Source organism: Caulobacter sp. 17J80-11 (assembly GCF_014349105.1).
Classification (GTDB): Bacteria; Pseudomonadota; Alphaproteobacteria; order Caulobacterales; family Caulobacteraceae; genus 17J80-11.
In genome coordinates, this window is record NZ_JACSJI010000019.1 from 35470 (window position 1) to 55675 (window position 20206).

Consider the following 20206-nt stretch of genomic DNA (forward strand, 5'->3'; position numbering starts at 1 on the left):
GCAGACACGCCCTCGCCCTTCGACAGGCTCAGGGTGAGGGCTAATGCGGGTCCGGTAGAAATCCTCATCCTGAGCGTGTCGAAGGACGAGGATTTCGGCCCCGCCCAAAGGCCCGCTTGACGCAGACCGCGCTGCGTGGTTTCGCTGATGCTGAGGCGTAGGCCCGTCCTGCGCTGCCCTCCTCTTCAGACCCGTGTCGCGCGTTCGACCAGGTCGACCTCTCCCCTCCCGCGCCGCAAGGCGTTCGTTCTACCGGCTGGGCCCGGCGCCCGGCTACCCAAGGCCCGAGTGACCCCATGACCGACGAATCCGTCCTCGACTCCGAGGTGGAGTCCGCCGCCCTCCAGACGCCGCAGCGCATGTCGCTGCAGGAGCTGAAGGAGAAATCCCCCACCGACCTGCTCGCCTTCGCTGAAGCGCTCGACATCGAGAACGCCAGCTCCATGCGCAAGCAGGACATGATGTTCTCGATCCTGAAGACCCTCGCCGACGAAGGCGCGGAGATCTCGGGCTCGGGCGTTCTGGAAGTGCTGCAGGACGGCTTCGGCTTCCTGCGCAGCCCGGAAGCCAACTACCTGCCGGGCCCGGACGACATCTATGTCAGCCCCTCGCAGATCCGCCGCTTCGGCCTGCGCACCGGCGACACGGTCGACGGCGTGGTCCGCAGCCCGCGCGAGGGCGAACGCTACTTCGCCCTGGTCAAGGTCGACGCGATCAACTTCGAGGACCCCGAGCACGTCCGCCACAAGGTCCACTTCGACAACCTGACCCCGCTCTATCCGGACGAGCGGCTGAACATGGAAATCCAGGACCCGACCCTGAAAGACCGGTCGGGCCGGGTGATCGACATCGTCTCGCCGCTGGGCAAGGGCCAGCGCTGCCTCATCGTGGCGCCGCCGCGGGTCGGCAAGACGGTGATGCTGCAGAACATCGCCAAGTCGATCGAGACCAACCACCCCGAGGCCTATCTGATCGTCCTGCTGATCGACGAGCGCCCGGAAGAAGTCACCGACATGCAGCGCACGGTGAAGGGCGAGGTGATCTCCTCGACCTTCGACGAGCCGGCGACCCGTCACGTGCAGGTGGCCGAGATGGTCATCGAGAAGGCCAAGCGCCTGGTCGAGCACAAGCGCGACGTGATCATCCTGCTGGACTCGGTCACGCGCCTGGGCCGCGCCTACAACACGACCGTCCCCTCCTCCGGCAAGGTGCTGACCGGCGGCGTCGACGCCAACGCCCTGCAGCGCCCGAAGCGCTTCTTCGGCGCCGCGCGCAACGTCGAACAAGGCGGCTCGCTGACCATCATCGCCACCGCGCTGATCGACACCGGCTCGCGCATGGACGAAGTGATCTTCGAAGAGTTCAAGGGCACCGGTAACTCGGAAATCGTCCTGGACCGCAAGGTCGCCGACAAGCGCATCTTCCCGGCGATCGACGTGCTCAAGTCCGGCACCCGCAAGGAAGAGCTCATCACCCCGCGCGACCAGCTGCAGAAGACCTACGTCCTGCGCCGGATCCTCAACCCGATGGGTCCGCAGGACGCCATCGAGTTCTTGCTCGACAAGCTGCGGCAGACGAAGAACAACGGCGAGTTCTTCCAGTCGATGAACACCTGACCGACGGGCCAGGCGGAAACAGAAAAGGCGGCTCCTTCGCGGGGACCGCCTTTTTTCGTTTGCCGGGCCGAACGCCTCGCCCTGCAACGAGCCCAGGGTGAGGCGGTCTATTCGGTCCGCACTAGCCCTCATCCTGAGCCTGTCGAAGGACGAGGGCGGGGCCGCTCCGTCCAGTCATACCGGCCCTACCCACCCAAATCCCGCCGCAAAGCCCGAGTTTTCAACAGACTGGGGACAATTCGGTGGATCGATCGCAGCGTCACTGTTTCACGTGAAACACCGACGGTCGGACCGGGCGCTACTCACTTCAGGTGCTTGGCCAAGAAGTCCGCGGTCCGGCCGTTGGCGACCGCCGCGTCCTCGGCGTGGAAGTTCTGGCCGCCGGTGCGGGTGAAGGCGTGGTCGCGGCCGGGATAGCTGAAGATGGTCACGCAGGGATGGTTCTTGAGCGCGCCGATGATCCGCGCCTGGGCGTCCTTGGGGACGAAGCCGTCTTCCTCAGCGATGTGCATCAGCAGCGGATGGGCCAGCTTCTCGGCCTCCCCCAGGTGGTTCTCGATCCCCACGCCGTAGTAGGCGACCGTGGCGTCGCTGTCGGTGCGCGCCGCGGTCAGGAAGGCGAGCAGGCCGCCCAGGCAGTAGCCGACCGCGCCCACCTTCCCGTTGCAGTCCGGCAGGGCGCGAACCTGGGCGATGGTCGCGGCGATGTCCTCCACGCCCTTGTCGACGTCGAAGGCGTTGTAGAGGGCGAAGGCCTTCTTCCACTCCGCTTCGGAGTGGTCGGTGATGTCGATCCCGGGCTCGATCCGCCAGAACAGGTCCGGACAGACGGCCAGATAGCCCTGCGAGGCGAGGCGCTCGCACACCCCGCGCATGACGGCGTTGACGCCGAAGATTTCCTGGATCACCACCACGGCGGGCCAGGGCCCCTGCCCGTCCGGGCGGGCCACGTAGGCGGAGAAGGATCCGTCGGGCGTGGTCAGGGTCATGCGGTCGGCGGCCATGCGTCGTCCTTTCGGCGTATGCTGGGGAGGATCGGCGTCGGGCGGGAGAGCGCCCGAACACGGGTCGGTAATGGACGAGGCGGGACGGATGAAAGTCAAGATCGAGATCGACTGCTCGCCCGAGGAGGCCCGGGCCTTCCTGGGCCTGCCGGACGTGGCTCCGCTAAACGAGTACCTGGTGGCCGAGATGCAGCGCCGCATGGACGAGAACATGCACCGGCTGCAGCCCGAGGAGCTGATGAAGACCTGGACCAGCTACGGCCTGCAGGCGCAGGAGCAGTTCCGCAGGATGATGACCGCCGCCGCCACGGGCTCCACCGACAAGCTGTGACCGACCACCAGTGACCGACACCGTTTTCGCCCTCGCCACCGCCCCGGGTCGGGCGGCGGTCGCCGTCGTGCGCCTGTCCGGCCCGGCCACCGATCGCGCCCTGAAGGTGCTGGCCGGCGCCCTGCCCGCCCCGCGCCGCGCTTCGCTGCGCACGCTTCGAGGCCCCGACGGCGCGCGCCTCGACGACGCCCTGGTGCTCTGGTTCCCGGGGCCGGGCAGCTACACCGGGGAAGATTCCGCCGAGCTGCACCTGCACGGTGGGCGCGCCGTGGTCGAGGCGGTGTCGCACGTGCTGGGGACGCTGGGCGTGCGTCCGGCCGAGGCTGGCGAGTTCACCCGGCGCGCCTTCCAGAACGGCAAGCTGGACCTGACCCAGGCCGAGGCCGTCGCCGACCTGGTCGACGCCGAGACCGAGGCCCAGCGCCGCCAGGCGCTCGACCAGCTCGACGGGGCCTTGGGCCGGCGCTACGAGGCGTGGCGGCTGTCCATCGTGGAAACCCTGGCCCTGCTCGAGGCCGAGATCGACTTCCCGGACGAGGACCTGCCCGGCGGCCTCGCCTCGCGCACCGTCCCCCGCATCGACGCTCTGATCCGCGAGCTCGACGCCGCCCTGGCCGACGCCGCCCGCGGCGAGCGCGTGCGCGACGGCTACCGCATCGCCCTGATCGGCGCGCCGAATGCCGGTAAATCCAGCCTTTTCAATCGGTTGGTCCGGCGCGAAGCGGCCATCGTCACCCCCATCGCCGGCACCACGCGCGACGTGCTGGAGGCCGGCTTCGACCTGGCCGGCTTCAAGACCCTGCTCGCCGACACCGCCGGCGTGCGCGCGACCGAGGACCTGGTCGAGTTCGAGGGTGTACGCCGGGCCCGGGCCTGGGCCGATACCGCGGCGCTTCGTTTGTGGGTGATCGACCCGGCCGCCCCGGGCGAGCTGTGGCGCGAGGGCGCCGAGCTGATCCGCGACGGCGACCTGGCCCTGCTGTCCAAGGCCGACCTCGGCGGCGTGCCGGATCCGGGCGTGCTCGCGGCGATCGCCGAGCGCGGGGCGGAGCTGTTGCACGTGAGCGCCGACACCGGCGAGGGCCTGGACGCGCTCGAGGCCGCGCTGGCCGCCCGCGTCGCCGACGCCTTGTCGGGGGCCGATTTCCCGGCCGTCACCCGTGAACGCCACCGCGCGCGCCTGACCGAGGCACGCACCCATCTGGACCGCGCGCGCCTGGCGCTGGGCCTCGGGCCGGAGCTGGCCGCTGAGGACGTGCGCCTCGCCGCCCGAGCGCTCGCCCGCGTCGCCGGCCGGGTCGACGCGGAAGACGTGCTCGACGTGGTGTTCGCCAGCTTCTGCATCGGCAAGTGAGGCCCCTCCCCCGTTCAGCTGCGCTTCACAGGGAGGAGAGAGCCGCCCTCGTCCTTCGACAGGCTCAGGATGAGGGCTACTGCGCGGCTCACCCGAAATCCTCACCCTGAGCCTGTCGAAGGGCGAGGATTTCGCCTCTCTCACGGCCGTGTTTCACGTGAAACAGCCCCGCTGCGTCCCTCTTAACCACCCCCGCGGGTGGCCGGACCCGCGCCGCCTTGCTATATAGAGACCCAAGAGAGCCTGAAGCCCGCCCCCGCCCGTCGGGGGCGTTTTCGTCCGGAGCGTGAGTTGGCGTCGTCCTGGGATGTGATCGTGATCGGCGGCGGCCACGCCGGCTGCGAGGCGGCCGCGGCGGCGGCGCGCACGGGCGCGCGCACCCTGCTGCTGACCCACAAGATCGAGACCCTGGGCGAGATGTCGTGCAACCCGGCCATCGGGGGCCTCGGCAAGGGCCACCTGGTGCGCGAGATCGACGCCCTGGACGGCCTGATGGGCCGGCTGGCCGACGTCTCCGGCATCCAGTTCCGCCTGCTGAACCGTTCCAAGGGCCCGGCCGTGCGCGGCCCGCGCGCCCAGATCGACCGCCGGCTCTATCGCGAGGCCATGCAGGCCGAGATCCTCGACTATCCCGGCCTGGAGGTCCGCGCCGAGGCGGTGGAGGACCTGCTGGTCGAGGGCGGCGTGGTGGCCGGCGCCGTGGGCGCCGCGGGCGACGTCTACCGCGCCCCTCGGGTCGTGCTGACCACGGGCACCTTCCTGAAGGGCGTCATCCACCGCGGCGAAGAGCGCATCGCGGCCGGCCGCGTGGGCGACCAGCCGTCGATCGGCCTGTCCGACCGGCTCTATGCCCTGGGCCTGCAGATGGGCCGGCTCAAGACCGGCACGCCGGCGCGCCTGATCGGCTCGACCATCGCCTGGGACCGGCTGGAGATGCAGGACGCCGACGCCGAGCCGGTGCCCTTCTCCTTCCTGACCGACGCCATCCGCGTGCCGCAGATCGCCTGCGGCATCACCTACACCACCGAAGAGACGCACCGGATCATCGCCGAGCGCCTGGGCGAGAGCGCCGTCTACGGCGGCAAGCTGTCGGGCCGCGGCCCGCGCTACTGCCCCTCGATCGAGGACAAGGTGGTGCGCTTCGCCGACAAGACCTCGCACCAGATCTTCCTGGAGCCCGAGGGCCTGGACGACGACACCGTCTATCCGAACGGCATCTCCACCTCGGTCTCGGCCGAGACCCAGGACGCCTTCCTGCGCACCATCCCGGGCCTCGAACAGGTCCAGGTGCGCCGCTACGGCTACGCCATCGAATACGACTACGTCGACCCGCGCGAACTGGACCCGACCCTGCAGGTCAAGCGCCTGCCGGGCCTGTACCTGGCCGGCCAGATCAATGGCACGACCGGCTACGAGGAGGCCGGGGCGCAAGGCCTGGTCGCCGGCATGAACGCGGCCCTCGCCGCCGCCGGCTCCGAGCCCGCCACCTTCGCCCGCGACGAGGCCTATCTCGGGGTGATGATCGACGACCTGGTCACACGTGGTGTGACCGAGCCATACCGCATGTTCACCAGCCGGGCCGAGTTCCGGCTGAGCCTGCGCGCCGACAACGCTGATCAACGGTTGACCGCCCGCGGCGTCGAGCTCGGCGTGGTCAAGTCGGCGCGCGCGCAAGCCTATGCCCAGAAGGCGAAAGCGCTGATCGAGGCCCGCCAGCAGGCCCGGACCTGGATGTTGACGCCCAAGGAAGCCGCCGGCGTCGGCCTCAACGTCAACGCCGACGGCCAGCGTCGCAGCTTGCTTCAGCTGCTCGCCTATCCCGGCGCCTCGCTTGAGCGCTTCGCGGCCGTCTGGCCGGAGATTTCGGGCTGGTCGCGCGAGGTGGCCGAGCAGGTGGAGATCGACGCCGCCTACGCCGGCTATCTCGACCGCCAGGCCGCCGACGCCGAAGCCTTCCGCAAGGAAGAAGAGCTGCGCCTGCCGGCCGACCTCGACTACCGCGCCGTCGGCGGCCTCTCGCACGAGTGCCGCGAGAAGCTCCACGCCGTGCGTCCCCTCACCCTCGGCCAGGCCGCGCGCATCGAGGGCGTCACGCCCGGCGCCCTGACCGCCCTTCTCGCTCACGTCCGCAAGCATGACCGCAAGTCCGGCGACGCCGCGGCCTGAGCCGGCGCCCCTCACCCTGGAAGACTTCGCGCGGGCCGTGGGGCCACGTGCGACGCCCGCGCGCCTGGCCGATCTCGACCGCTTTCGCATGATGGTGACCGAGAAGAACGAGGTGATGAACCTGGTCGGCCCGGCCACCGTCGCGCACTTCTGGTCCCGCCACGCGCTGGACTCCGCTCAGCTGCTGGCCCTGGCCCCCGACGCGCGCGTGTGGGCCGATCTCGGGGCCGGCGCGGGCTTCCCCGGCGTGGTGCTGGCCATCCTGCTCAAGGGCGAGCCCGGCGCGCGCGTGCATCTTGTGGACAGTTTGGCCAAGCGCTGCCGCTTCCTCGACGAGGTGGTGGAGGCCCTGGGCCTTCCGGCCACGGTGCACTGCGCCCGCGCCGAAGCCTTGAATCTCAAGGCCGACGTGGTCACCGCCCGGGCCATGGCCCCGATGGCCAAGCTGCTCGGCTTCGCCCTTCCCTACTTCCGAAACGGCGCCCAGGGCCTGTTTTTGAAGGGGGAAAACGTGGCCGCCGAATTGAACGAAGCCAGGAAATCGTGGAGCTTCGACGACGAGCTCCTTTCCTCCCTCAGCGATCCACGCGGCCGCGTGGTCCGCATCCGGAGACTGTCCCGTGCGAAATGAGACCCGCGCCGCGCCGCGCGTCCTGTCCGTCTCCAACCAGAAGGGCGGCGTCGGCAAGACCACGACCGCCATCAACCTCGGCACCGCCCTGGCCGCGGTCGGCGAGCGCGTGCTCATCGTCGACATGGACCCGCAGGGCAACGCCTCGACGGGCCTGGGCGTGCCCAAGACCGCCCGGCGCACCACCATCTACGACGTGGTGGTCGACGGCGCCCCGATCGCCGAGACCGCGATCGAGACCTCGGTGCCGGGCCTGTCGATCATCCCGTCGGACGCCGACCTGTCGGGCATCGAGATCGAGCTCAGCCAGGCCGACCGCCGCAGCTTCCGCCTGCGCGACGCCCTGGAGCAGGTCCGGGAAGACCGGTCACACCCGGGTTTTACCTATGTGTTGATTGATTGCCCGCCGTCGCTCAACCTGTTGACTGTCAACGCCATGACCGCCGCCGACGCGGTGCTGGTGCCGCTGCAGTGCGAGTTTTTCGCCCTGGAAGGCCTCTCCCAGCTGATGCGCACGGTCGAACTGGTCCGCGGCAGCCTCAATCCGCGCCTGGAGATCCAGGGCGTGGTGCTGACCATGTATGACCGCCGCAACTCCCTGTCCGCCCAGGTCGCAGCCGACGTCCGGGCCCACTTCGGGGACAAGGTGTATGACTCGGTCATACCGCGGAACGTGCGGGTCTCGGAGGCGCCGTCCTTCGGCAAGCCGGCCCTGATCTACGACCTGAAGTGCGCCGGCTCGCAGGCCTACCTGAAGCTGGCCAAGGAGGTGGTCACGCGCGAGCGCAAGCGCCGCGCCGCCGCCGCCCAATCGGCCGCCTGAGTTGGCCGCCGCCTGATTACGTTTGAGCGCCAGCCGCGCTCTGAGACCAAGAAGACCACCGGAGTACGCCATGTCGGAACGTCAACGAGGCCTGGGCCGCGGCCTGTCGGCCCTGCTGGGCGAGCAGGCCGCCGAAGCCGTCATGACCGCCGACGAGGCCGCCCAGGCCGCCGCTCCGGCCCGCCCGGGCTCGACCAGCGAGTTCCCGATCGAGCTGCTGCACCCCAATCCGGACCAGCCGCGCAAGATCTTCACCGAGGCCGAGCTGGAAGAGCTGGGCGCCTCGATCCGCGAAAAGGGCGTGCTGCAGCCGATCCTGGTGCGCCCCTCCCCGGCCACGCCCGGCGAATACCAGATCGTCGCCGGCGAGCGGCGCTGGCGCGCCTCTTACAAAGCCGGGCTGAAGACCGTGCCGGTCATCGTGCGCGACCTCGACGACCTCGAGGTGCTGGAGATCGGCATCGTCGAGAACGTCCAGCGCGCCGACCTCAACCCGATGGAAGAGGCGCTGTCCTACAAGGCCCTGATGGAGCGGTTCGGCCGCACCCAGGACGCCGTCGCCCAGGTGGTCGGCAAGAGCCGCAGCCACGTCGCCAACACCATGCGCCTGCTGGCCCTGCCCGAGGCCGTGCGCGACCACGTGCTGGCCGGCCGGCTCTCGGCTGGCCACGCCCGCGCCATCGCCACCGCCCCGGACCCGGCCGCGCTGGCCGAACGCGTCATCCAGGACGGCCTCTCCGTCCGCCAGGCCGAGGCCCTGTCGCGCGAAGCCGCCGAGCGCCCCCGCCGCGAACCCCGCCCGGGCTCCAACCCGGCCGCCAAGAGCGCCGACACCGCAGCCCTCGAGAGCGACCTGGCCGACGCGCTGGGCCTCGACGTCGTGCTGGACGACCGCAACGGCAAGGGCGAGCTGAAGATCCGCTACACCACGCTGGAGCAGCTGGACGACCTGTGCCGCCGGCTGATGCGCGGCGGCGGCGCGTAAAGAACCTCCCGGCCCGCGGCCCGTTTTCCTGACGGCGAAAGCCGTCGGAGACCCGTCTGGTGAAGCCCGAACGCGACGCCATCAAGCGCGCCGGCCCGGTCGACAAGTCCGGCCAGCCCCGGCCGCTCCCGCCGCCCATGATGATCTGGGTGATCGTGGCGCTGGGCCTGCTCATGCTGGCCGCCGTCGCCTGGATGGTGTTCGGCTGAGGCCGCGCCCGCGAACCTCCCCGCCCCTGCGCCGTTTCTTCTGACGCGCGTCCCGCGCCAGAGGAGCGGCCCATGGACATGGAAGACAAGGTTCGCGACGCGATCCTCTACGACCTCACCCGCCAGGCCGAACTGCCCGACGCCCGCCTGAAGGTCGAAAAACGCCCCGAAGGCCACCTCGTGATCAGCGGCGACGTCGACCTGGAGGAGCTCGCCATGGCCGTGGTCGGCGCGGTGGCCGGGGGGCCGTGAGGGGGCCCGAGGGCCCGCTATCCCGCTGTTTTTTCTTTGGTCTTTTTCTTGAAGGAGAATGTGCTGCCACCGCACAGGCAGAGCATGTGCTCCTTGCTGCCTCGGTGGGGGCTCACTTCGAGTAGGTCGCCGCAGAGCTGGCAGGTGAACTCCCGAACAAGCGCTTCGAAGGAATCGACGAGAGGGAGGAAGTCGTTTTTGTGGAAATTGGACCACGCGTTAAAGTGAATAGCTGGGTTTACCTGCCACTGTTCGATCGAAGTAGCCGCCGCAGCTTCTGTAAGTGCAGCTGTGCGTTGGCGAATAGCATCCGCACGTACCGTATCCCCCCAGCTCTCTGCAGCTGCTAGCGACTCCAGAAGCAGCTTTTTCATTTGCCCAATAGCCGGTGCCAAAAGGTCGCCTAGGTCGTGGCGTCCGTCCGCGCGGTATTCGACGCGCACCCGTAGCGACTGGCAGTACTCACCCGCTAGATGCTCAAGGTAGTGGCGCAACAAGGCCGCAGCGCCGCGGACATCGTCCAACGTCGCGTACTCACGGATTTCGGCCCAGATGTCTCCCCCTGTCCATGCAGAAGGGCCCTCGTCGACCGTCCATTTCCGGAAATGGACCGCCTGCTTCGGTTCAACGAGTCCGGCCGTCCCCATATGCTTCAGCCACGTCTTATCGTGCGTCGTCAGTACGAACTGTGTGTTCGGAAACTCCGCTTTCAGCATTCTGGAAACTTCCCGGCGATGTCCGGCGTCGACAGACATGAGCACGTCGTCCAGGACCGCGAACGTGAAGGCATCGCCGAGTAAATGCCGCATGAGGGCTAGGTAGAGACATAGCCCCATGCTGTCCTGGTGGCCTTCGCTGTGATAAGCACCCGGCGGAAAGAAACCTCGCGTGTAAAAGTCGACATTGAAGCCAAGTTTCCCCATCGAGGGCATAAGCTTGGCTTCAAATGTGCTTTCGTCGTCAGCGTTTATGTGCCGATACAGTTCGGCAAAATGTCCCTCTACGTCTTGGTAGACCTTCTCAAGAGCGAGCCTCGACGCTTCTGCGTATACATCGAGCACCTTTCGCGCCCGCTGCGCGCGCGCAGCAGCCGATCGCGCAGCGGCGTTGTCGGACCGCAACGCTTCGAAGCGCAGGTCCGCAACTGTTAGGAAGTCGCGGGCGGCCTCCTGTTCTGAGGGCTCGGGTAAGACGGCGATTGCGTGGTCCAGTCGGTCAAATACCTCGTTGAGGCCGTCGTCTCGAAGAATGGCCTCCAGTGCAGCAAGCGTCGCGTCGAGCGGAACGAACGCTGCGAGCTGGTCGCTCAGGGCCTTAAGGCCAGCGCCGCGATTGGTGAGCGCCTTCAGCGCTGCGTCGTCCAACAGGCGCTTGGTAAGGGGAAATACCGTTCGTAAAGCCTGTGTCTCCGCTTCCAGGGCCTCAATTAGCGGAGCAATCAGGGTCTCTGCAGCCGTTCTGAGACGGTGGACCTCAGCTAGCTTGGCTCGTTTAGCCTCAATAATAGCGGCAAAGACCTCTGGAGCTTTCGGGGTCTCGCAAGCCGGACAAGCTTCGCCATCATACAAGTCAAGCGCGGTTCGCAAAAAATCGTCGCGCACAACCGCGTCGAGCAGGCTGGCGTCAGCTTGGAGTCCCGTCACCGCTTGACTGGCCGCTGCTACCTTGGCGACAAATTCCTCGGCCCCTAGCCGTTTTGCTACAGACCTAGCAGCCTCGACGTCAGCTTTTGCAGCCGCCTTCACGAGCCTGTGGCCCGCTTCGCCTTCAGGAGCGCTAGCCAGTCCATCTTTCAGAGAGACTTCAGCGCTCAGCACGGTAAGCGGTTCAAGGCCGAGGACCGCTCGAAAGTGGTTCACTACCGTAAGAACTTCCGTCGAAGACAGTGTCGCTAGTCCGAGCGCGCGAAGAAGGGCGTTCTTCGAGGCTTCTTTCACGCGATCTGCGTTTGCCGACGAAGTTTGTTCCGCATTCGCAATACGCTGGAACTTCGTCCGCAGGTCTTCAAGCTGATCCAGCTTTAATAAGGCTTGGACGTCCTTCGATCGCTTCCCAGGCTCCGCGAGCACGTAGCGGATAATCTCGCGACGAGAGAGTGCAATTTCGGGATGCTCTTCGACGCTCTTGAAGAGCGCTCTCGCTTCCTTTGTATCAGGGATGACACTTAATGTTTTCGGGCTCTTAACAGTCCTACGAATTGTAAATGTCTTCTTGTTCGCAGGTGTCGACACCACCGCTTCGACGTACGCTTTGTCCGGCGAGAACCGGCTGTCTACGTGAGGCGCATGGTCCTTTATTGACAAGTCGCCTCGTCCTTGACCGGTCAGGCGCGAGATTGTCCCGGTCAGAACAAACTCTAGGGCGTCGACGATTCCACTTTTGCCGGTCCCGTTGGGACCACAGACGGCGAAATTCTTACCCTTCAGATCCAGCTGAAGGCGCCGGACGCCTCGGAACTCATGAATTGTCAAACGCTGAATGTGGATCACGGGGTATCGCTTTCAAACAGCGCCGACCGGATAGCCGCTTCTGATCGTTCCTCATTATCGATCAGCGCATCGCGCAAGCGGGCCGCAACCTCAGCAAGGTCTGCTTCCTGAGCGAGCGTATCGATAAAATCGGCAAGTACGCGGCCCACAAGTGAGCCGCCGCCCGCAACGGGACCGTTGTCCTCATCGTTGAGGGTATCCATGCACGTCGCCCCAAGCTGTGGAGGCAGACCGTACAACCAGGCGATGTCACCCGTCATCTGTTACAGCGCGCACCAAGACCCCCAATTGACACCCCCGCCTAACGGCGTTCTCCTCTAGTCGCCGGCGTAGGGGGCTCGCCGGTGCGGCTCGTCGAGCCGGCTGGTGTTCGTCGCCGGTAGTGGCCCGGCGGTCGGCTCCCGCGTTCGCGTCTGCGTCCGGGGGGGAGCATGGCCGACGAACACGACGCCCGAGAACCGACTTCGGTCTCCGAAGCCCTGCGCCTGTTGCGGCTGAACCGCAGGCGTGTGCTGACCATCCTGGCCGCCGGCGCGGCGACCTCGGCGGCGGCGCAGAACCGCACGCCCTCGCGCACGCCCCCGGGCGGCGGCGGGCGGCGGCCGTCTCCCATTCCCGGCGGGCGCGGGCCGCAGGTCACCATCGACCTCAGCAATCTCGGCCGCCGGCGCGACGACAGGCCCAAGCTGCCCGACCGGATGTTCGTGGTCCGCCCCGACGACATGGTCGTGCTGGAGGTGGAGCCGGTCGGCCTGAAGCGCTCGGCCGGGCGGCTGGTGCGCTCCGGCGGCGACGCGCTGCTGATCGTCGACCACCCGGCCCAGGCCATAGCCGAGCAGGCCTACTGGAAGACCTCCGGCCAGGCCTCCAACACCGCGGTCGACAAGACCGGCGCGCCCTACGCCTCCCCCGGCGACGAGACCCCGCTCCCGACCACGCCCGCCCCCTCGCGCCTGGCCGGGCGCTCGCGCGTGGTGGTGCGCATGCCGACGGGGCAGATCGACCTGCCCTGCACGCTGGAGGGGATACTGGAGGCCTGCCGGACCTGGCCGCTGGTGCTGGATCCGGCCGCCCGCCCGGCCCCGCCGGAGGCGGTGCGCGCCGGCCGCTTCACCGTGCCGCTGGACGCGGCCACCGCCGTGCTGGCGGGCTCGCTGCCGGTGGGGGCGCGCGACAAGCTCAAGCCCGCGCTGGAGACCGCCAGCACCAAAGTGGCCGCGGGCATTCTGGCGGGCGCGCGCGGCGGCAAGCCGCTGGACGACGCGGCGATCGACGCCCTGATCGCGCGCGAGGTCGACGCCGCCACCAAGACCTCCGGCGGGACCGGCGTGCGGGCAAAGCTGACGCCGGAGCAGACCGCCTCGGTACGCGGGCTGGTCGAGGCCTCGGCCATGACCACGGTCGGCGACCAGGCCTTCGCCTTCATCGACCAGAAGCCGCACAAGCCGGCCGAGAAGACCACCCAGATCGAGCTGCCCTGGCGGCTGGTGCAGTCGCCCCTGCCGGGCGCGGGCTTCGACCACCAGACCCTGCCGGTGAACAGGGGCGGGCGCATCGAGCTGTGGCACTCGCGCCTGGGCGCGCGGCGCGACAGCCCCCTGCCCGGCCAGCATGTCGTCGACGACCGGGCGGCCCAGCCGGTGCGCGCCCTGTGGTCGCCCGACTACGACAAGCCGCTGGACGACATCAATTCGGTCTGGGCCCTGACCGGCCAGGACCGCCGGATGCTGGTCCTCAACATGGCCGACTACACGGCCAAGACGCTGGACGGGAAGAAGTTCACCCCCCGCCCGTCGCGCGCCAAGCGGCTGATGCTGTCGGCGCTGGGCGGCTGGCTGGACGCGGAGGGCGCCTGGCAGGTCCGGCCCAAGGGCAGCGACATCGAGGCCTGGAAGCACAAGACCGCCCAGGCGCGCGACTACTACGTGCGGGTGGTCTACGCCGGCTTCCTGTTCCCGACCGGCCACGCCGCCTCCCTGGTCAAGGAGACCGAGCGGGTCTTCGAGACCCAGAGCGACGGCGGGCGGGTGGCGATGCTGCGCCAGCGCAGCTTCATCATCGTGCGCGAGAAGACCCGCACCTATCCGGGGGCCAACCAGGCGTTCGGCGGCTACGACCTGCCGTTCAAGCAGATCGACGTGCTGACCGAGGTCACCCCCGACCTGAACCAGCCGGGCAAGCCGACGGGCGCCTCGCCCAACGCGCTGGACGTCAGCTTCTACGGCAGCCCCGACCTGGTGCGTCAGGCCTTCTGGCCGACCACGGCCGACGGCGACATGGCCTTCAAGATCTCGGCGGTGGACGCGGCCGGGCGGCGGATCGGCTTCGACCTGCCGATGATGTTCGTCTCCGACCAGCTGAACGCCGAGGCGGCCAAGGTCGCGGCGATCGCCGGCTTCTACAACGCGGGAAACCAGCTGACCCGCCGCAAGCGCACCCTGGGCGGCCAGACCGTGCAGATGGCGCCGGGCGAGGCCGGGGCCGAGGACGTGCACATGCCGGCCTCCAGCGTCACCTTCCGCGGCGCGGGGGCGACCTCCACCGAGGGCATGTCGGCGACCGCGCCGCTGTTCTATCCGGGCCTGGAAGGGGCCGAGGTGAAGCTGCGGGCGGTCGAGGCCATGACCGGCGCGGTCGGGGCGCGCGCGGTCAGCTTCAACCCGACCTATCTGCGCGAACAGTTCGGCGGGTCGAACGCCGGCCAGGTGTTCCTGGACCTGGTGGCCAAGGCGGGCGCGGGCTCCAGCGAGCAGCTGGGCGGTCTGATCTCGCCCAACTTCGCGCCCAGCGCCCTGTCGCGGAAATACGGCGCGGTCGGCGGCAAGAGCGATCCCGGTAGCGGCGGCGCCGACGCGGTCGGCTCGGCCGCCCAGTTCCTGAAGGGCGAGTTCAACCCGGCCGACTTCATCCCCGACGACGTCATGCTGCTGGGCGCCTTCCCGCTCAGCAAGGTGCTGAAGCTGGTGGCCCTGGCGGCGGAGGTGACCGGCACGGAGATCCCGCGCCTGTCGCAGGTGCAGTTCCCCGACCGAATCGAAGCCAAGTTCGAGTTCGAGCAGAAGGACCTCGACCCGCCCGCGCCGATCGACGAGATCTTCAAGCCGATCAAGGGCAAGAACGTCTTCAGCCTGAGCTCCAGCTCCAAGATCTGGCTGAACGGCAAGCCGGCCGAGACGCGGGTCGACGGGGCGCTGACCCACTTCCGGATCAACCTGTTCGGCTGCCTGATCGTCCACTTCGTCAACCTGGCCTTCTCGGCCGAGCCGGGCCGCAAGCCCAGGGTCGACGTGGACCTCGACCCGGATCACGGCGTCGAGTTCGGCGGGCCGCTCAGCTTCGTCAACAAGCTGCGCGAGATGATCCCCTCGGACGGCTTCGCCGATCCGGTCGGCCTGTCGGTGACCCCGGCCGGCATCAACGCCGGCTACAGCCTGACCCTGCCGCCGATCGCCATCGGCGTTCTGACCCTGCAGAACGTGATGATCGGGGCGGCCTTCAACCTGCCGTTCATGGGCGGCAAGCCCAACGCCCGCTTCAACTTCGCCGAGCGGGAGAGCCCGTTCAACCTGACCGTCTCGCTGTTCGGCGGCGGCGGCTTCGTGGCGCTGGGGGTGGACACCGGCGGCGTGCGCGAGGTCGAGGCGGCGCTGGAGTTCGGGGCGCAGATCTCGGTCGACCTGGGCGTCGCCTCGGGCGGGGTCTACGTCAAGGGCGGCTTCTACTTCCACTGGGTGGACGAGAGCGGCAAGGAGCGGGTCGAGCTCGAGGCCTATGTCGAGATGGGCGGGCACCTGTCGGTGCTGGGCCTGATCACCGTGTCGCTGACCTTCCACCTGGGCCTTTGCTACGAGAAGGCCGGCGACGAGGCGCGGCTGTTCGGCCAGGCCACCCTGACGGTCGAGATCGAGATCCTGTTCTTCTCCATCTCCGTCGACGTGACGGTCGAGAAGCAGTTCGCCGGCTCCAAGGACCCGCTGATCACCGACCTGACCACCGCGGACGACTACGCCCGCTATTGCGCCGCCTTCGCGTAAGGAGCCTAGACGATGGTCACCTACTCCTCCGAAGCGGTCTGGACGGTCCTGCCGAACGGGCTGGGCGAGGCGAAGCAGCTGAAGGCCTCGATCCTGGTGTCGCCCCGCCTGTGGTCGGACGCGAGCGACCCGTCGCTGGGCGGCCACGACGGCTGGAAGGTCTGGCGAAACTGGGCGACCGCCATGGGCGGGGCCGGCTTCCTGCTGAAGGCCGAGGGCCTGTCGGCGCCGGTGAAGGCCACGGTCGTCTCCAAGACCGACAAGGCGGTGTTCGAGGCGCTGTTCGGCGATACGACGCCGGTGAACCCCTTCGTCTTCTCCGACTGGTCGAAGAAGAAGGTGCTGAGCTATCCGCTGGCCGATCTGGCCACGGCGCTGGACGAGACCTACGGCGGCTGGGCGCTCAACGCGGGCGAGCTGCCCAAGCGCGGCGACTTCGGCGCCCAGTTCAGCCGGGACTTCAATCCCAAGCGCCGTACCCGGCCCGAGGACGTGCTGCGCATGGTGGCCGAGGGCCAGGGCTTCGGCCGCACGCTCGGCCAGAACGGACAGGGCGCCTCGACCGCCCAGCTGGCCCAGGCGCTGGACCTGCTGGCCACCTACCACCGGCCGCTGAACAAGCAGGAGCTGGCGGTCTGGACGCCGCCGCCGGGCGACGAGGTCCACGAGCCGGCCCGCTATCGCAAGGGCTCGCGCCCGCCCCTGCCGAGCAAGGCGGACCTGGCCCGCAAGGTCGACTTCCACCAGATCGCCGCCGCCCTGATCCAGTATCCGGATCTGGCGCGGGCCTGCGGCTTCGTCATCGACGTCGAGATCGACCCCGCCGCCTTGGCCGCCGCCGGCGCGAACCTGAAGCTGAGCGTGGCCGAGGTGGTGCTGGACGGCTTCGCGCCGCCGGCGCCGATCAGCCCGGTGTCCATGACCCGCAACACCGACACCGGCTTCTTCCTGCAGGGCGCGCCCTTGCCGGCCGGCCAGGTCTCGCCCTTCGTCGACCGCTGGCTGCGGCTGGACGCGTCCGGCCCCTACCGGCTGGTGCAGATGGACGTCGACGGCGCGGGGCTGAAGTTCAGCCAGTTCGCGGAATCGATGCTGCGCGACGTGCCGGCCGACTTCGACGACGACATCCTGCCCGGCGATCCGCAGGCCGAGCCGCAGGCGGGCGCGCCGTCGATCCGCACCGGCGGCCTGACCCTGGCGCATCGCCGGCGGGACCTGTCGCTGCAGGCCGCCTTCGTGCAGGCCAAGACCCTGAACGTGGCCGCCCTGGCCCACGCCGCGGCGCCGTCCGATCCGTCCAAGCCGCCGGCGACCGTCTTCGCCGGCGACGCCGTGCGCGGCTACCGGATCGACGTGCTGGACGAGACCAAGGGCCAGTGGCGCAGCCTGTGCGCCCGCCACGGCGCCTACACCTTCACCAAGGGCGGTCACGACCCCATCCCGTTCGGTTCTCCTGACGCGCCGGCGCCGGGCAAGCCGTCCGACGAGGGCATGGTGCGCGCGGCGGCCGGCTCGTCCACCGACGGCTCCAATCCCAACCTGGTGAAGGTGCACGAGGGCCTGTTCAGCTGGCGCGGCTGGAGCCTGTGCGCGCCCGAGCCCGGCAAGTGGGTGAAGTCGGACAACAGCTTCTCGGGCGCCGCCGACCCGCTGCCCTCGGGCCTGCCGCTGGACGTCGCCTTCGCCGCCCAGCCGGGCACCCTGCCCTCGCTGCGGTTCGGGCGCAGCTACCGGGTGCGCGTGCGCCTGGTCGACCTGGCCGGCAACTCGCTGGCCGCCGACGCGGCCGCGCCGGCCGGGGCGGTGTCGGACCCGCAGACCTACCTGCGCTACGAGCCGGTCGAGCCGCCGAGCCTGGCCCTCATCGGAGAGAAGACCTCCGAACTGCAGGTCCCCGGCGACGGCGAGTCCATGGGCCGCCTGGCGATCCGCACGATGGACGCAGGCCTGGCCGAGCCCAAGCGCGCCCGCCGCCATGTCGTGCCGCCGCGCGTCGGGGCCCGCTTCGCCGAGCAGCACGGCGTGCTGGACGGCCCGGACGGGCGCATCGACGCCGGCAAGTGGTCGACATTGATCAACCAGGACTCGCCGCTGATCGACCTGGAGGTCGACGGCCAGCGCTGGCCCTGCGCGCGCGAGCGGTTCGTCCTGCCCTTCCTGCCCGATCCGATGGCGGTGGCGGTGGCCGTCCGCGTGCTGGGCGTCGACGGGATCGACCCGAAGGTCGTCCACCACGTGCCGCTGTACGGCGACACCGTGCCGGTCACCGCCGCGGCGGCCAAGGACTGGCCTAAGGCCAAACCGTTCGAGATCGAGCTGGTCGACGGCGGGCCGGGCGCCGGTTTCACCATCGAGGGGACTGGCCGGCGGGTGTTCCGCGTGCGCCTGATCAAGGCCCAGCGCGCGCGCCTGCGCGTCTCCTGCGTGCTGCCGGCCAGCGCCAAGTCGATGATGAAGTGGCGCGCCCGGGTGGCCTCGGCCGGCCTCCCCGCCGCCCAGCAGCACGCCCTGGACGCCCTGGTGGAGGGCGGCGGCCACTGGATGTTGACGCCCTGGCGAACGGTCGAGCTGGTGCACGCCGTGCAGCGGCCGCTGGTCAAGCCGGTCATCCAGAACCTCGACACCGCCCAGCGCGGCTTCGGCGAGCTGGACGCGCGGCTGTTCTTCGACACGCCGCTGGACGCCGAGAGCACCGGCCGGCTGGACCTCTACGGCGAGTGGAACGAGGTCGAGGACACGCCCGGCGAGCCCCGTCCCAAGGGCAAGCGGGCGACCGCCGACGCCTGGGGCCGCACCATCACCCGCAAGGAAACCCCGCAGACCTTCCGGGCCGAGGCGCGCAAGGCCCCGCCGGAGCACAAGTTCGCCGACACCCGCTATCGCCGGGTGAGCTACCGGCTGGACGCCACCACCCGTCACCGCGAGTTCATGCCCGCCGGCCTGCGCGACAAGCCGGACGAGCTGAAGGTCAGCTCCGAACCGAAGCAGGTCTGGGTGCCCAACGCCGCGCCGCCGGCGCCGCCCTCGGTGCTGTACGTCGTGCCGACCTTCGGCTGGAGCCGCACCCAGTCGGGCGGCGAAAAGCGGTCGATGCGTTTCGGCGGCGGCCTGCGGGTCTATCTGGACCGGCCGTGGTTCAGCTCCGGCTACGGCGAGATGCTGGGGGTGGTGCTGGCGACCGAGGGCACGCCGTCCGGCGAGCTGAACGGACGGCTGAAGTCGCTGGTGACCCAGTGGGGCCGCGACCCGCTGTGGCCGCAGGCGCCGCTGACCCAGTTCGCACCGGCGAAGTCGGCCTTCCCGCTGGCCCGCTACCAGGCCCCGATCGCCTTCGACGGCCTGCCCGAGCTGCCGGCCGAGGAGGGCTCGGCCCTGCCGCCGGGGCCGTTCCGGCAGGGGCTGTCGCACCGGGCGCTGGAGGGCTCGTCGCTGAAGCTGGACGTGGCCCCGCACGCGGTCGGCTGGGACGACGAGCGCAAGCTCTGGTACGCCGACATCGTCGTGAACCTGCCGTCCACGGCCTATCTGCCGTTCATCCGCCTGGCGCTGGGCCGGTATCATCCGGTGTCGGTCGACGGGGCGCACCTGTCCGACATCATGCTGGCCGAGTTCCAGCAGCTCACCCCCGACCGGCTGGCGGTGGTCACCGAGGCGCTGGGCGCGCCCAAGACCGTGCCGCCGACCCAGGCCTTCAAGGTGCAGGTCTATGGCGTGCTGCCCAAGCCGAAGGAGCACTCCGCCTGGCAGGAGGCCGGCAAGATCGACGTGCGCGTGCAGGTGCTGCCGCCGGACGGCTGCCCGGACCTGGACTGGGTCGACTGGGTGATGCCGGAGGGCTCCAAGTCGCTGGCCCCCTCCATCCCCGGCGGGGTCGGCCTGCCACTCAGCGGCGGTTCCGACGGCGTGAAGCTGGACGGCGCCGCCGTGCTGGGCGCGCTGGTCTCCGGCGCCGCGGCCCAGTCGGCCCGCGCTCAGGCCGACAAGCTGGCGGCCCAAGGCCGGTTCGACGACATCGTCGGCAACCCGGCGCTGATCGCCGCCCTGATCCCGCCGCTGATCGAGGAGGTGACGGTCGCCGCGCCCTTGCCCCAGCCGGGCGTGCGCCGGCGGCTCCTGATCACCGAGTCCGAGGTCTATCGCACCACGCCGGACGACCCGCCGACGATCTCGGCGCCGAAATCCTCGGAGATCGCCGAGCGGATCGTGTTCGTGGAGACGGTGGAGATCTAGCCCCCAGGGGACGCGGCTTGACAGGCGCGTCCACATGCCGCATCGGTGTACTAGTCAACTAGTTCACTAGCTCGGACCCGAC

Annotated in this window: 13 protein-coding genes and 2 pseudogenes; 12 read left to right on the plus strand and 3 right to left on the minus strand. The window is 69.3% G+C overall.

Annotation, left to right across the window (positions count from 1 at the left end; genetic code table 11):
- Positions 1 to 11: 11 nt before the first annotated feature.
- Positions 12 to 95, plus strand: a pseudogene (locus H8B08_RS19370) (hypothetical protein); the annotation flags it as partial.
- Between the two features lie 264 nt (positions 96 to 359).
- A pseudogene (gene rho / locus H8B08_RS16470) lies at positions 360 to 1616 on the plus strand (transcription termination factor Rho); the annotation flags it as partial.
- A gap of 302 nt (positions 1617 to 1918) precedes the next feature.
- On the opposite strand, the gene H8B08_RS16475 reads toward rho, so the two are convergent.
- On the minus strand, positions 1919 to 2620 hold the full coding sequence (locus tag H8B08_RS16475; RefSeq protein WP_222934542.1) for a dienelactone hydrolase family protein: 702 nt from the start codon (positions 2618 to 2620) through the stop codon (positions 1919 to 1921).
- An 88-nt stretch (positions 2621 to 2708) separates the two neighbouring features.
- On the opposite strand from H8B08_RS16475, the gene H8B08_RS16480 reads away from it, so the two are divergent.
- The 8 genes from H8B08_RS16480 to H8B08_RS16515 all read left to right on the plus strand — a co-directional run bounded on the left by H8B08_RS16480 (position 2709) and on the right by H8B08_RS16515 (position 9371).
- Positions 2709 to 2951: a DUF6489 family protein gene (locus tag H8B08_RS16480; protein WP_187451283.1), complete on the plus strand. Its 243-nt coding sequence runs from the start codon at positions 2709 to 2711 to the stop codon at positions 2949 to 2951.
- 10 nt (positions 2952 to 2961) lie between these two features.
- Positions 2962 to 4305, plus strand: coding sequence for a tRNA uridine-5-carboxymethylaminomethyl(34) synthesis GTPase MnmE (mnmE, locus tag H8B08_RS16485; protein ID WP_187451284.1), 1344 nt, complete (start codon positions 2962 to 2964; stop codon positions 4303 to 4305).
- Positions 4306 to 4596: 291 nt separating this feature from the next.
- Complete coding sequence (gene mnmG, locus H8B08_RS16490) at positions 4597 to 6471, plus strand: tRNA uridine-5-carboxymethylaminomethyl(34) synthesis enzyme MnmG (RefSeq protein WP_187451285.1); 1875 nt, start codon at positions 4597 to 4599, stop codon at positions 6469 to 6471.
- A complete protein-coding gene (gene rsmG, locus H8B08_RS16495) occupies positions 6440 to 7102 on the plus strand; it encodes a 16S rRNA (guanine(527)-N(7))-methyltransferase RsmG (protein ID WP_187451286.1) in 663 nt (220 codons plus the stop codon). Before mnmG ends, rsmG begins: the two co-directional genes overlap by 32 nt.
- Positions 7092 to 7925, plus strand: coding sequence for an AAA family ATPase (locus H8B08_RS16500; protein WP_187451287.1), 834 nt, complete (start codon positions 7092 to 7094; stop codon positions 7923 to 7925). Before rsmG ends, H8B08_RS16500 begins: the two co-directional genes overlap by 11 nt.
- A 70-nt stretch (positions 7926 to 7995) precedes the next feature.
- Positions 7996 to 8910, plus strand: coding sequence for a ParB/RepB/Spo0J family partition protein (locus tag H8B08_RS16505; RefSeq protein WP_187451288.1), 915 nt, complete (start codon positions 7996 to 7998; stop codon positions 8908 to 8910).
- Between the two features lie 59 nt (positions 8911 to 8969).
- Positions 8970 to 9119: a hypothetical protein gene (locus tag H8B08_RS16510; RefSeq protein ID WP_187451289.1), complete on the plus strand. Its 150-nt coding sequence runs from the start codon at positions 8970 to 8972 to the stop codon at positions 9117 to 9119.
- Positions 9120 to 9191: 72 nt separating this feature from the next.
- On the plus strand, positions 9192 to 9371 hold the full coding sequence (locus H8B08_RS16515; protein ID WP_187451290.1) for a hypothetical protein: 180 nt from the start codon (positions 9192 to 9194) through the stop codon (positions 9369 to 9371).
- Positions 9372 to 9388: 17 nt separating this feature from the next.
- On the opposite strand, the gene H8B08_RS16520 is transcribed toward H8B08_RS16515, so the two are convergent.
- Both H8B08_RS16520 and H8B08_RS16525 read right to left on the minus strand, forming a co-directional pair.
- On the minus strand, positions 9389 to 11860 hold the full coding sequence (locus H8B08_RS16520; protein ID WP_187451291.1) for an AAA family ATPase: 2472 nt from the start codon (positions 11858 to 11860) through the stop codon (positions 9389 to 9391).
- Entirely contained in the window at positions 11857 to 12063 is a 207-nt protein-coding gene (locus H8B08_RS16525; RefSeq protein WP_187451292.1) for a hypothetical protein, read from the minus strand. Before H8B08_RS16525 ends, H8B08_RS16520 begins: the two co-directional genes overlap by 4 nt.
- A 228-nt stretch (positions 12064 to 12291) precedes the next feature.
- Here H8B08_RS16525 and H8B08_RS16530 point away from each other — a divergent pair, with 228 nt between their 5' ends.
- A complete protein-coding gene (locus tag H8B08_RS16530; RefSeq protein ID WP_187451293.1) occupies positions 12292 to 15894 on the plus strand; it encodes a hypothetical protein in 3603 nt (1200 codons plus the stop codon).
- A gap of 12 nt (positions 15895 to 15906) precedes the next feature.
- Entirely contained in the window at positions 15907 to 20124 is a 4218-nt protein-coding gene (locus H8B08_RS16535; RefSeq protein WP_187451294.1) for a hypothetical protein, read from the plus strand.
- The last annotated feature ends 82 nt before the right edge of the window (positions 20125 to 20206 follow it).